Origin of the sequence: Streptomyces albireticuli, from assembly GCF_002192455.1 — a bacterium.
GTDB lineage: Bacteria > Actinomycetota > Actinomycetes > Streptomycetales > Streptomycetaceae > Streptomyces > Streptomyces albireticuli_B.
The window spans coordinates 4697408-4711004 of the sequence record NZ_CP021744.1 but is presented as its reverse complement, the minus strand read 5'-3'; the positions used below and the strand labels follow the sequence as shown (position 1 = coordinate 4711004).

Below are 13597 nucleotides of genomic sequence, written 5' to 3'. Positions count from 1 at the left end.
GTGTGCATCACTGTGTGAGGTGTTCGGGCGCCCAGGCCAGGCCGGTCACCCGGAGCAGGGTGCGGTCGCTCCCCGCGTCCGCGACCCGCCAGTCCCGGCCGTCCGGGCCGCCGTGGAGCCGCACCCGGGCGGCGGTCGCGTCGCCTTCCGGGGCCAGGTCCAAGCGGGCGACGGTCAGCAGGTCCACGCCCGGGGCCTGCCGTGCGGTGTGCCGCCAGATGTTCTCCAGGGCGGCCAGCGGGAGCCGGGAGGCCGGCACGGAGGGTGCCGTCCACAGGTCGCCGGCGACGCTCTCGCGGAGCTCCGCCAGGTGGCCGCCGGCCGGGTCCTGGGACCAGCGCGCGAGCGGCAGGACCAGGCCCCGCCAGCGCAGCGGCCCGCCGGTGCCGGGCAGATGGCGGGCGGTCCCGGCCGCCGGCGTCCCTTCCGTCCGCCCCACCGGTTCCGCCCGCCCGGCCCGCTCGGGGTCGTGGACCACCCGCATCCGGGCCAGCACGTCCTCGGTACCACCGGCCGGGGCACCGGCCGGGAGGTAGCGGACGTCGACGACCCAGCGGGCGCCCTCGTAGCGGCCGGTCGTCTCGCGCCGGACGAGGAAGCCGGGCCCGGTGAGCCGCAGGGCGCCGACGCGTACGGTCAGGTCCTCGACGGACAGCGGGCCGGGCTCCAGGCCGCCCTCGGGCTCCAGCCAGCTCGCCGCCCGTACCGCGTTCTCCAGCATCAGGGAGACGGGCACCGCCTCCTCGCCGCCGACGAGGAAGTCCCCGAGCACCGGGGCGACGGTGCGGTCGAGGGCGACGGTCGCCGTGAGGGAGCGGCCCGGCACCTGGGTGCGCGGCTCGCCCAGGTGGAAGATCCGGGGCAGCAGCTCGGCGAAGCCGGGCAGGTCCGGGGCGGCGGGGTAGCCGCGCGCCTGGAGCGGGCCGAGGGCCCGGCCGAGCGGGCCGACGAAGCCGATCTCCCCGGAGGCGCCGGTGACCAGCTCGGTCCGCCAGCACCGGATGCCCTCGTCGACGTCGAGGGCCGTCATGTAGCGCAGGGTCGCCTCGAAGTTGGCGATCATGCCGACGCGGTCCCAGGTGGGCCAGCAGAGCGTGGTCACCGGGAAGGGCACCTGGTGGCGGGCCCACAGGCCGAGCCGGGCCAGACCGTCGTTGGCCGCGCCGTAGTCGAGCTGGCCCGTCATCCCGCCCAGCCGGCCGGTGAGCGAGCCGACGTTGCAGAAGAACTTCAGGGGCAGCCCGCGCACCTGCTGGAACAGCGTGACGAAGGAGTCGACCTTGGTGGAGACCGTGCGCAGGAACTCCTCGTCGGTCTTCTTCGGCAGCCGGACCGGGGTGTCGACCCCGGCGTTGTGGATGACGCCGGTGAGCGGCCGGCCCAGCCGTGCGAGGAGGTCCGCGACCTGTCCGGGCGCGGTGAAGTCGCAGCGCTCGTAGACCACGTCGAGCCCGGCCCCGGCGACCTCGGCCATGTTGCGGGCCAGGTCCCGGAGCGAGCGGACGCGCGCGAGGTCGGCCCGTACGTCCGCGAGGCCCTCGCCCTCCGCGCGGTGCACCAGGCGGTCCCGCTCGTAGCCCTTGAACTCCTCGTCGGTCAGGTCCGCCCAGGGCTCGGAGCCCTCGGGCAGCCGCTGCCGGCCGGTGACGACGATGCGGCAGCCGGACTCCTTCGCCAGGGACTTGGCGAACTCGAAGCCGATGCCGCGCCCGCCGCCCGAGACGAGCACCAGGTCCCCGGGGGTGATCCGGACCCGCTCCGGGCCCGGCTCCTCCCGCTGGGCGAGCAGGCTGTAGCGCCGCCCGTCCCGGTGGCCGACCTCGTACAGGCCCCACCGGTACAGCTCGCGGGCGAGCAGGGACGGGAGCGCGCCGGTCTCCTCCGGCGCCACGTCCACGACCCGGGTGTTGCAGTTGGGGAGCTCCCGGTGGAGCGTCTTGGCGAGGCCCGCCCAGATGCCGCCGAGCGGCTGGGCGGGGGCCTGCCCGGCGGGGTCCCCGTAGCCCATGAGGCCGCCGAGGTAGGTGACCGCGACGTAGAAGACCCGGTCCGCGTCCTCGGTCCCGGTCCAGTGCGGGTAGCAGGCCCGGAGCGCGGTGACCGAGCGCAGCAGGGCGTCCCGGTAGCCGTGGTGCTCCCCGGGGACGAACGGCTCGGCGGTGGTGAGGTCCACCAGGCCGTCGGGCGGCTGCCCGCCGACCGTCCAGTCCGCGCCCGCCCGTCCCGTCTCTCCGTGCCCGGCCACGACGGCGGTCGCGCCCGCGGCCCGGAGCTCGCCGGCCACCCGGCCGGCGAGCTCCGGGGTGCCGCCGAGCACCACGATCCTGGCCCCGCGCAGCCGCGCGGACGGCTCCGGCGGCAGCCCGGCCTGGGCCACCGCCCGCCACACCATCCGGCGCACGGGCGCCACCGCCGCCGTCGTCATGCCGCGGCCGCCCGCTGTCCGTCGTTGTGCTTGACGGTCATCAGGACCTTGGGCTGCGGGCGGAGCGAGACCAGCGCGGACGGGGTGACCGGGTGGCCGGCCACCAGGCTGAGCCGGTAGCGCCGGGTGATCATCGCGACGGCCAGCTGGATCTCCAGGAGCGCGAGGTCCATGCCGATGCACTTGCGCGCGCCGCCACCGAAGGGGAAGTAGTCGTACCGGTCACGGCCGCTCTTCTTGCCCGCGACCGGGCAGAACCGCTCCGGGTCGAAGGCCTCCGGGTCGTCCCAGCTCTCCTTGTTGTGGTGCGCCGCGTAGGTGGGCACCAGGATCGTGCTGCCGGCCGGGATGTGGAAGCCGTTGATGTTGTCGTCGGCCACCGCGTCCCGGGGGAACAGCCAGATCGGCGGGTACATCCGCAGCGACTCGTCGACGACCTGCCGCAGGTAGGTGAGCTGGGGAAGGTCGTCGGCGGTGGGCACCCGGTCGCCGAGCACCGCGTCCAGTTCGGCCTCCAGCTTGCGCCGGACGTCGACGTTCTTGGCGATGGCGTAGAGCGTCCAGGTCAGGGCGCAGCCCGTGGTCTCGTGCCCGGCCAGGAACAGGGTCTTGAGCTCGGCCCTGATCTGCGTCTGGGTGAACGGCTTGCCGGTGACCGCGTGGGTGGCGCCGAGCAGGGCGGCGACGACGCTCTCGTCGTCTCCCTTGCCCTGCCGGTGGAGGTCGATGATCTCGTCCATGACGCCGTTGAGCACGCCCTGGTAGTGCTTGAGGTCGCGCTGGTACTTGGTGGGGATCCACTTCGGCAGCATCTGCTTGACCTCGCCGGTCAGGATCATCGCCTTGAGCGAGAACCGGACGGCGGGCATCAGGCGGTCGGCGTAGTTCCGGAGGTCGACGCCGTAGAACATGCGGCCGAGGACGCCCATCGCCAGCCACATCATGTCGTCCGTGACGTCGATCTCCTCGCCCGTCCGGGCCGCGCCCTCCCACTTGGCGATGAGCTCGTCGGTGGTCGTGGTGATGACGGCGGAGTTGTTGCGCAGCTTGGTGCGGTTGAAGAACGGCTGGCTGACCGCGCGCCGCGTCTTCCACTCGGGGCCGTCGGTGGTGAGCATGCCGCGGCCGAAGAAGAGGTTGAAGCCGCGGTAGAACTTGCCGCGCGTGTAGTTGGAGCTGTTGTTCTGGAGCACGTGCTTGACGTGCTCGGGGCTGGTCAGCTGGTGGACGAGGTAGGGGCCCATCTTCATCCGGACGATGCCGCCGTACCGGCGCTGCATCTCCATCAGGAGCTTCAGGGTGTCCTTCTTGAAGCTGCTCAGGGCTCCGAACAGGACGCCGCCTTCGGGGCCGGGCGCCTGCCGGCCGGTTCCGGTCTCGGGCACGGGCTTCTCCTTGGTCGTCATTCAGCGCACCGCCATCGCCGGCTCGGTGAGGGGTTCCTTCTCGGGGGAGTAGAACTGCCCGGTCAGGTGGTCGACGTAGCCGATGACCGTGGCGCGGACGTCCTTCATCTGGGCGATGACGCGGCCGTCGGAGGTGGCGGCCACGAACCGGTTGTCCGGGTCGCTGCCCGGCATGTTGAAGCCGGCCGGGGTGGCGTAGAGCTCCAGCGAGCCGTAGCGCTCGACGAGTTCGGCGTCGTTGGCCCGCTCGTAGAGGTCGATCCGGCGGATCGACAGCGGGGCCGCGATCGGTACGAGGTGCCCGTCGACGAGGTTGAGCACGCCCGTCCGGGCGAGCCCGTCGAGCAGGATCGACGGCGCGGTGAAGCGGGACCACACCGGGTCGCCCGCGGGCAGGTCCACCCGGTAGGTGGCCCGCTTGCCCTGGGAGGTCAGCCGGGTGTCGGTGGTGGAGACGAACGGCCCGGTGAGCGTCACCGGCGAGGCCGGCGCGTGGTACGGGTCGATGACCGGCTGGGCGTCGGACTCGTCCCACTTCTCCCAGCGCGGCGGCGTCGGGAACCCGGCCCGCAGCAGCACCCGGGCGGTGAAGTGCGTCTTGTCCTTGACCAGCAGCACCCCGCTGGGCGAGACGACGTCGGTGGAGATGCGCACCTCGACCGTCGTCACCTCCTCCGTGCGGTCGGTCACCCGCGCGGTGATCCGCTTCGGGGTGTCCTTGCCCCCGTCGTAGGCCCGCAGGAAGTGCTGGAACTCCAGGTCCTCGTAGGCGAAGACCTGCATGTCCGGGGCGAGGAAGCGGGCGGCCTCGCCGGCGATCTCGGTGACGAACGTGCCCGGCAGAGTGGGTGCCTCACGGACCAGGTGGTGGTTCAGGTATCCGTGCGTCTCCAGGTCGAAGACGCAGGAGAAGACGGCCTCGTCGCGGTCGGCGGAGACCACCTCCCGCAGGTAGAACCCGCGGTCGGCCGGGCCGCCGGCCGCCGCGCCCGCCCGGGTGCCGGCGCCGCTGGGGTAGCCCGGGTAGAAGCGCTCGACCGTGGCCTCCTCGGCGGTGCCCAGGTGCACCACGGAGGGGTGCCGGTAGGGGGCGTGCAGCTCCCGTACGAAGTGGTGGGTGCCCTCGGCCACCGCCATGTGGCTGTACGAGCCGGCGCGCTGGAAGTACGCCTTGGTCAGCTCGTTGGCGCCCATGCCGGTGCCGTCCCAGAGCGTCCACCCGATGGTGAACTCGCTCTGCCCCGCGCTCCGGGCGCCGTAGGTGGCCGCCGTCGCCAGGAAGTCGTTGCCCGAGGCGTAGTCGGGCTCCCCGACCTGGCCGAAGTAGCCGAGCAGTGAGCCGAAGTTGCACCACATGCGGGGCTGCCGGTCGCCGAACGCCCGCTTGAGGTTGTGGTAGCTGCGCAGCTTCAGGTCGCGGATGGCGGTGAACTCCGCGAAGTTCTTGTCCTTGATGGACGCGGAGCGGTTCCGGCCCGCCGCGTTGATCAGCAGGTCCACGCCGGCGCCTGCGGCCAGGACCTTCGCCACGACCGCCTCGACGGCCGCGCCGTCCTGCCCGTCGCAGGCGAAGTAGGTGACCCGGCCGGCGCCGCTGTGCGCCTCCATGTCGGCGATGTTGCGGCGCGCCGCGCGGGCGTCCAGCATCCGGTCGAACTCGCGGTTGGCCTGGGCGACGTTCTTGCCCGCGCCGATGCTCCGGCGGATGTGGGCCTGGCGGGTGGCGGCGAACGTCTCGTCGTCGCCCTCGAAGACCTCGGCCGGGTAGCTGTCGAGCGGGTTGCTGCCGACCAGGTAGATCCGCGGGCCGAAGTGCTCGGCGAGGCTCTTGACCACCTCGGCGGTGATGCCGCGGGCGCCGCCCATGGCCAGCACCACGGAGTCGCGGGTCAGCCGGGCCTCGGTGGGTCCGGTGAGCTCGACGGGCTCGTCGACGAGCGTGTAGCCCTTACGGACGCCGCCGTCCTCGTACACGACGGGGAAGGTGCGGGCCAGCCGGGTCTCCGCCTCGGCGAGCAGGGCCCCCTTGCGGGGCCCGTCCTCGGCGGTGAACAGGGCGAACACCAGGGCCTCGGACAGCTCCAGGAAGGCGCCCTTGAACAGGCCGGAGAAGAGGCCGGCGAAGGCGTGCGGCACCTCGTCGGTGACGGCGCCCAGCAGCAGGCCGATGACGGAGGAGCCCTCGGTGTCCAGGTCGTCGAAGCGCGCCTGGAGGGTGAGGAACAGCGCGTCGTGCAGCGCGGTCAGGGTGGGGCTGCCGGTGGCCAGCGACCGGGGCAGCGGGGCGGAGCGGTTCAGGTCGGTGACGACCCGGACGTGGCGTACGGGCAGGCCGTGCGCGTCCAGGGCGGCGCGGACCGTCTCCGGGGTGACCTCCGACAGGTGGGTCCAGCCGGGCCGGGTCACGTCCACCTTGGCGGTGGAGAGCACCAGCGAGTCCTTCGGCAGGTGCCGCAGGCTGGCGCCGAGGTCCGGCAGGTCGGTGAGGACCACCACGCCCTGCGGCAGGAACGGGATCCGCTCGCGGGTCTCCGCCGCGGGCAGCTCGGTGAGGACCGGCACCCGGCGGCGCACCTGGAGGGGGCTGCCCGGCGCGTACTCCGCGGAGTCGGCGAACCGCTCCGGGAGCGGCGCGGGGGTGCCGTCCGCCGCGGGCCCGGCGGCCGGCGCGGCCGCCGGGGCGTAGGCGCCGGTGACGGTCAGCTGGAGCCGGGTGGTCGCGGTGCCCTGGCCGCAGGTGATGGCCACCTGGCCGGCGGGCCGGTGCAGGGCGTCGAGCAGCGCGAGGCCGCCCGCGGCGCCCAGGTAGCGGGACCGGTCGTAGGTCTCCGCGCCGCACTCGATGGTGTCGGCGCCGCCCGCCCGCTCGTCGTCGACGGTCAGCCCGTCCACGTAGCCGAGGATCGGCAGCCCGGCCTCGCGGGCCTTCGTCTCGGTGGCCAGGCCGAAGAGGAACGCGCCCTCGGCGAGGTCCTTGTCCTCCTCGAAGGAGGGGCCGAACAGGTCGGCCAGCACCGTGCGGTACTCGCGCAGGCTGTTGCCGTTGATGCCGCCGGCGAGCGCGAAGTCCAGCTCGCCGCTGCGCAGGTAGCGGCAGGCGGTCTCGACCGCGGTGAGCGCGGAGGAGAAGCCCGAGTCGAGCGTGATGTTCGGGCCCTTGAGGTCGAAGTAGTTGGCGACCCGGGCGGAGATGACGTTGGGCATCATGCCCGGGAAGGAGTCCTCGTTGGACGGGGGTATCTGGCCGCGCACCCGCTCCCGCAGCCGGTCGATCACCTCGTCCAGCGCGCCCGGGGCCGCGCCGTCCGCCTTCTGCCGCAGGGCGAGGGCGATGTCGTCGAGGTAGCAGCGGTTGGCGTAGAGCATGGCCGCGCGGGTCGGGCCCATGTTGCCGACGAACACACCCGTGGTGCGGCTGTGCTCCTCCCAGAAGTCCGTGAACTGGTCGCGCAGGTCGTGCGCGCACTCCAGGATCATCAGCTGGCAGCGGTCGATGGCGCGCACCGTCTTCGGAGGCAGCCGGACCTTGTTGAACGAGGGCGCCGGGTAGAACTCGCCGAAGCTGCTCTCCGCCCGCGCCGTGCCGTCGGTGAGCCAGCCGCGCACGGACTCGCGCGAGTCCAGCCCGGGGACGTGCGCGGACCAGGACACGACGGCGATCCGCTCGTCGGTGGGCGGGGTCAGCGGGCCCGCGGCCGCGGGCCCGGCGGGCTCGCCGGCCCGGTGCTCCTGGACGATCAGGTGGGCGTTGGTGCCGCCGAAGCCGAAGCCGGAGACCGCGGCGGAGCGGACCTTCCCCTCCTCGGCCGGCCAGGAGACCGTCTCGGTGGGGATCTCCAGCTTGGAGTCCTCCAGGTGGAAGTCCGGGTTGGGGGCGTTGAAGCGGTACTGGTGCGGGATCGCGCCGTGCTCCATGCCCAGGATCGCCTCGATGACGGAGACGACGCCCGCCGCCCAGCCGGTGTGCCCGATCAGCGACTTGTTGGAGGTCACATAGCTGGTGCGCTCGGTACCGAAGTGGCCCCGGAGGGTGGTGAACTCGGCCAGGTCACCGGCGGGGGTGCCGGTGGCATGGGCGATGATCCAGTCCACGTCCGCCGCGGAGACGTCGCCGTCCAGCGCCCGCTGCACGGCGAGGTCCTGGCCGGCCGCGTTGGGGGCGTAGATGGCCTTGCCCTTGCCGTCCGAGGACGAGCCGAAGGCCTTGAGCACCGCGAGGACCTTGTCACCGTCGCGCTGCGCCTGGCGCAGCCGCTTGAGGACGATCACGCTGGCGCCGTCGGCGAAGATCACGCCGTCGGCGTCGGCGTCCAGGGAGTGCACGGCGCCGCGCTTGGAGAGGCCCTGGAGCTTGGAGAAGAGCACCGTGCCGCGCGGGGCGAGGGCGAAGGCGCCACCGCACACGGCGATGTCGTGCTTGCCCATCAGCAGGCCCTTGATGCCGATGTCGATGGCGTAGAGGGACGAGGAGCAGGCGGTGTCGACCATCTGGAGCTCGGTGTTGCCCGGCAGGACGCCGTCCATGGCGAGCTGGCCGACCCGGTGCGGCAGGAATCTGGAGGGGGCGTTCCCGCCCCGCCAGTAGCGCTCGTCCAGGGTCGCCTCGATCCGGGCGAGGACCTCCGCGCGCTCGGCCTCGGGCACGTCCAGGTCCTGGACGATCTCCTCGGCCCGCTGCCGGATGCCGGTGATGACACCGGCCTCCTCCAGGTGCTGGCTGCCGTCGGGGGTGTAGCCGACGAGGAAGGAGTAGCGGTCGTCCCCGTCGTGCTTGACGCCGTCGAGCGCCTGCACCAGCGAGTGGCGCAGCCACATGGTGGTCAGCTCGTGGTCCGCGGCGTCGCCGAGGCCGTCGAGGGAGCCCTCCTCGGGCTCGAAGCCGGTGATGAAGACGCAGGTGTCCTGGTAGGACTTGTCCTCGGCCGCGGTGTCGGGCGAGAAGAAGGGGGCGCGCTCCCAGCGGTCCTCCGGGACGGGGACGAACAGCTCGTCACCGGTGATGCGCAGCTGCCAGAACTCCGAGGGGCTGTTCGCGCCGGCGACGGCCATGCCCATGCCGACGACGGCGATGTCGTCCGGGCCCGCGTCGTCGAAGAGCTCGTCGGCGGTTTCGGCTGCGGCCGCGGCGGCCGGCTCGGCCGGCGTCCGGTCCGGCACGGCCGCTACGGGCGCGGGTGCGGCGGCCGCTGCGGGCTCGGGAGCGGGCTCGGGAGCGGCCTCCGGGGTGGTGGAGGCGCCGGCGGCGGCCTCCGGGGAAGTGCCCGCCGCGTCGGCGGGATGGGCATCAACGACCGACGCGGCGGAGTCTGTGCGGGCGGGGGGCGCGAGGAGCGTGGCGCCCAGGGTGAGGCCGCCGTCGGCGAGGACGGTCTGGCCGGTGATCCAGCGCGAGGAGTCGGAGGCGAGGAAGCAGACGACCTCGGCGAAGTCCTCGGCGGTGCCGAGCCGGCCCAGCGGGGTGGCGTCGGCGATCGCCCGCTGCATCTCCTCGGCGCGCGGGAAGGCGTCGGCGACCTCGCTGACCAGCATCGCGGCGGACGCGGTGTTCACCCGGATGTTGTGCGGCGCGAACTCCACGGCCAGGTAGCGGGTGACCGCCTCGGCGGCCGCCTTGGCGGGCGCGCAGGCGAGGTAGTTGGCCATGACCATCTGGGAGCTGCCCAGGGCGGAGACCGTGACGATCGAGCCACCGCCCCGGCGGGCCATCAGCGGCGCCGCCGCCCGGGAGACCCGCAGGCCGCCCTTGTAGTTGGTGTCGATGGCCCGGTCGAGGAGGTCGTCGGTGATCTCGTCCACCGGCACCAGGGCGCCGTTGGCGGCGTTGTTCACCAGGATGTCCAGGCCGCCGAAGCGCTCGTCGATCTCGGCGAACATCCGGTCGACCTGCTCCTGGCGTGCGACGGAGGCGCGGATGAGCGTCACCTGGCCGCCGGCGGCCTCCAGCTCGGCCTTGGTCTGCTTGGCGGCGTCGGCGGAATGGAAGTAGTTGATGATGACGTGTGCGCCGCGGGCGGCGAGTGCCTTCGACACTGCCTTGCCCACGTTCCTGGCACCACCGGTGACCAGCGCCAGCTTGCCCTTGAGATCTTGCACGAACGTACTCCTCGCCCTTCTACATGGCCTGCCGGGCCCCGGGGCGCCGCTCTCGGGCGCCCCGGGCCGACGGTGGGATGCGTGGTGGTGCGGGGCTGATCAGGCCGCTACGGGGACCGCGCCGGATTCCAGGTTGGTGACGAAGAAGTCGACGACCTTGGCCATGGTGTCGATCTCCACAAGACGGAAACCCGTGTCACGCGGCGGCAGCCCGTAGTGCTCCGACACCCGCGTCAACAACTCCACCTGCTTCACCGAGTCCACACCCAACTCGGCCTCCAACAACACGTCCTCCGTGAAGACCTCTTCCGGGTACTCCAACGCGGCCGCATAAATGGAACGAATCGCATCCGCGACGGCACCGCGCTCGACGGCGGCCTGTTCGGCGGGAAGTTCCGTTGCCGTCTTTTCCTGCGGAACGTCGAGTTCCGCGGCTCCGTCACCGAGGTTCGCGACGAAGAAGTCGACAACCTTGGCCATGGTGTCGATCTCCACAAGACGGAAACCCGTGTCACGCGGCGGCAGCCCGTAGTGCTCCGACACCCGCGTCAACAACTCCACCTGCTTCACCGAGTCCACACCCAACTCGGCCTCCAACAACACGTCCTCCGTGAAGACCTCTTCCGGGTACTCCAACGCGGCCGCATAAATGGAACGAATCGCGTCGGCCACGGCACCGCGCTCGACGGCGGCCTTCGGGCCCGTACCGGCGGCGGCCGGCGGAGCGGCCTGCCCCGTGCCCTCGGCGCGCAGCGCGCGGAACTCCGCCAGCCGCTCCTTGCCGAGCCCGACGAGCTGGCCGCCGAACGCGGCCCAGAACTCGGCGAACTCCGCCGCGCCGGCGTCGGGGGCGAAGACGGCGGCGAGGGCCTTCGCCTTGCCGTCGTCGAGCTTCGCGGGGGTGCCGAGGTCCGCGAGGGCGCCGGCCAGGCCCAGCTTCCCGTCGCCGCCCAGGCTCAGCGTGGACCAGGTGGCCGGCCGGGCGCCGGAGCCCAGGACCTTGCCGACCAGCTTGGTCAGCACGGCCTTGCCGCCGACCTCGACGAAGCGCAGCTCGCGGCCCTCCCCGTGCAGGTGGCGCACGGCGGCGCTGAACCGCACCGGCTTGACGAAGTGCTCGGCCAGCAGCTCGCCGAGGGCGTCGTCGGGCTCGTAGTAGCGGCCGAGGACCGGGGAGTAGACCGGCGTCCGCAGCGGGCGCTGGTCGAGCTTGCCGACCAGGCCGGCGAAGACCGGCGCGGCGGGCGCGAGGATCGGGGTGTGAAAGGGGAACGGCGAGTTGATGTCGGCCGTCGAGATGCCCAGCTGCTTCGAGACGGCCAGGGCCTTCTCCATGGCGTCCCGCGGGCCGCTCACCACCGTCTGGGTGTCGTGGTTCTCGGTGGCGACGCTCAGCAGCTCGTCGCCGATGAGGGCGATCAGGGCGCGGACCCGGTCGCCGTCGGCGCTCAGCGCGGCCATCCGGCCCGGCGCCAGGCCCTGGCGCTCGATGACCTGCACCCGGTGGGCGACGATGCGGGCGCCGTCCGCCACCGAGAACGCCTGCGCGGCGACGAGGGCCGCGATCTCCCCCAGGCTGTGCCCGACCAGGACGTCGGCCTCCGCGCCGCTGTCGGCCAGGATCTGCCAGGCCGCGAGGCTGCTGCCGTAGATGGCGAGCTGCGACACCCAGGCGTCGTCCGCGAGCAGCTTCTCCATCTCGGGTGTCACATCGCCGAAAAGCACCTTGCTGAGGTCACGGGAGAAGAATTCCCGGCTGACCGTGTCGATCTCTTCGAAAACCCGCTTGATCTGCGGGTACTCACGATAGGCGGCGGCGAGTGCCGCGCCGTCAAATGCACCCTGGCCCGGAAAAAGGGCAATAACCTTGGCGCGCTCAACCATCGTACCGTCGCTCCCTCTTGGCTACCATGGTGTGTGGCGGAACTGAGTTCCAGGTTTCCGGAGGGCGGCATACGTATCCCACTGGCCGATATCTTGCCGATGACGAATTGCCGGAGTAAGAGAAACCCCGCGCCCCGTCAACGCCCCCTCACACAATCAGCTCGCCCGGGACGGAATACGCACGTTCCATCCCGCAGCATCGAAAAACTTAGCCAGAGCGGCCAGGAGCGTCAATTGTCCTTTGGGACACCGCAATACCCTCGGGGCGGCGGCGCGGGCGGCCCTCGCGCGGGCCCGCCATGGGATCCGACGGTTCGCCACCGATCGAACGTCAGTCAGAAAAACACACTGGCGGACCGGTTTTTTGTTCGGCGGGCCACGCGTTCCGGGATCCGGACCGGAAGCCGGCCGAAGCCCTCGCGTGAACCGCCTCGCGGACGAGGTTGAATTTTTGAGGAGTGCCCGGAGCCGGACTTGAACCGGCACGGCCCGAAGGGCCAGCGAGGTTTAAGCTCGCCGTGTCTGCATTCCACCATCCGGGCAGGGCTCTCAAGCGCACAGGCAGGAAGAGGCGCGCGAGCCTCCCTTGTAAGGAGAGCAGGACGAGCCTAGCTCGGGAGCGCCCCCCAAACAGCGGAACGAGGACCCGAGGTTGTCTTATTTTATGGGCAGCTGAGGGAACATCAGTACATGTTCGGCGCCAAAGGCACATGCCACGGGCCGATACCCCCCGCTCATGGCCCCACCCGCGCCCCGGTGCGGAATTGTCGCAATCTCGTGCCTTCGGGACGGCCGGGGCCCCTGAGGGCTCCCCTCATACCAGAGGAGGAGACCGGCCCGCCGGGATACCTCCCGGGTCGCCCCCGGGAACGGGCGCCAGGTCTGATCCCCGCGCCCTCCTGGCCAGCGACGATGGAGGAGTCCCCCCGACCGTCGTCCCGACAGGAGCGCTCCCCCGTGACCACCACCCCCTTCGGCGTGCAGACCGCCGCCCCCCGCACCACCGCGGTGGCCGCCCGCGCCACGGAGCTCTCCAAGGTCTACGGGCAGGGCGAGACCCGGGTGGTCGCCCTGGACGCCGTCTCCGTGGAGTTCCGCCAGGCCGAGTTCACCGCGATCATGGGCCCCTCCGGCTCCGGCAAGTCGACCCTCATGCACTGCATGGCCGGCCTCGACAGCGTCTCCAGCGGCTCCGCCACCATCGGCGACACCGAGCTCACCACCCTCAACGACAAGAAGCTCACCCGCCTCCGCCGCGACAAGATCGGCTTTATCTTCCAGGCCTTCAACCTGCTGCCGACGCTGACCGCCCTGGAGAACATCACCCTGCCGATGGACATCGCCGGCCGGAAGCCCGACAAGCAGTGGCTCGACATGGTCGTGGACACCGTCGGCCTCTCCGGGCGCCTCAAGCACCGCCCCAACCAGCTCTCCGGCGGCCAGCAGCAGCGCGTCGCCGTCGCCCGCGCGCTGGCCGGCAAGCCCGAGATCATGTTCGCCGACGAGCCCACCGGAAACCTCGACTCCCGCTCCGGCGCCGAGGTCCTCGGCTTCCTGCGCAACTCCGTCCGCGAGCTCGGCCAGACCGTCGTCATGGTCACCCACGACCCCGTCGCCGCCTCCTACGCCGACCGCGTCGTCTTCCTGGCCGACGGCCGCATCGTCGACGAGCTCCGGCAGCCCACCGCCGACGCCGTCCTCGACCGCATGAAGCGCTTCGACGCCAAGGGCCGTACGAGCTGACCCGCGCGGCCCCGCACCGGGCCCGCACCGAACCCCCCGGACTTCT

The 13597-nt window shown here is 72.1% G+C and carries 5 protein-coding genes and 1 tRNA gene; 1 reads left to right on the top strand and 5 read right to left on the bottom strand.

Translation table 11 applies throughout. The features are described from left to right. Nucleotides 1-7 precede the first annotated feature (7 nt). The 5 genes from SMD11_RS20355 to SMD11_RS20335 all read right to left on the bottom strand — a co-directional run bounded on the left by SMD11_RS20355 (nucleotide 8) and on the right by SMD11_RS20335 (nucleotide 12350). Complete coding sequence (locus SMD11_RS20355) at nucleotides 8-2425, bottom strand: KR domain-containing protein (protein ID WP_087927810.1); 2418 nt, start codon at nucleotides 2423-2425, stop codon at nucleotides 8-10. Then, nucleotides 2422-3810, bottom strand: coding sequence for a cytochrome P450 (locus tag SMD11_RS20350; RefSeq protein WP_159395329.1), 1389 nt, complete (start codon nucleotides 3808-3810; stop codon nucleotides 2422-2424). The genes SMD11_RS20355 and SMD11_RS20350 overlap by 4 nt, the downstream gene beginning before the upstream one ends. Before the next feature lie 21 nt (nucleotides 3811-3831). Continuing rightward, the gene (locus SMD11_RS36465) at nucleotides 3832-9924 is read right to left on the bottom strand and encodes an SDR family oxidoreductase (RefSeq protein WP_087927808.1); all 6093 of its coding nucleotides are present in this window, start codon (nucleotides 9922-9924) and stop codon (nucleotides 3832-3834) included. 99 nt (nucleotides 9925-10023) lie between these two features. Next, complete coding sequence (locus tag SMD11_RS20340; RefSeq protein ID WP_087927807.1) at nucleotides 10024-11808, bottom strand: acyltransferase domain-containing protein; 1785 nt, start codon at nucleotides 11806-11808, stop codon at nucleotides 10024-10026. 459 nt (nucleotides 11809-12267) lie between these two features. Next, a tRNA-Leu gene (locus SMD11_RS20335) sits at nucleotides 12268-12350 on the bottom strand. Nucleotides 12351-12765: 415 nt separating this feature from the next. On the opposite strand from SMD11_RS20335, the gene SMD11_RS20330 reads away from it, so the two are divergent. After that, nucleotides 12766-13551 carry an ABC transporter ATP-binding protein gene (locus SMD11_RS20330; RefSeq protein WP_087927806.1) on the top strand — a complete coding sequence of 262 codons (786 nt, stop codon included), beginning with the start codon at nucleotides 12766-12768 and terminating at the stop codon, nucleotides 13549-13551. The last annotated feature ends 46 nt before the right edge of the window (nucleotides 13552-13597 follow it).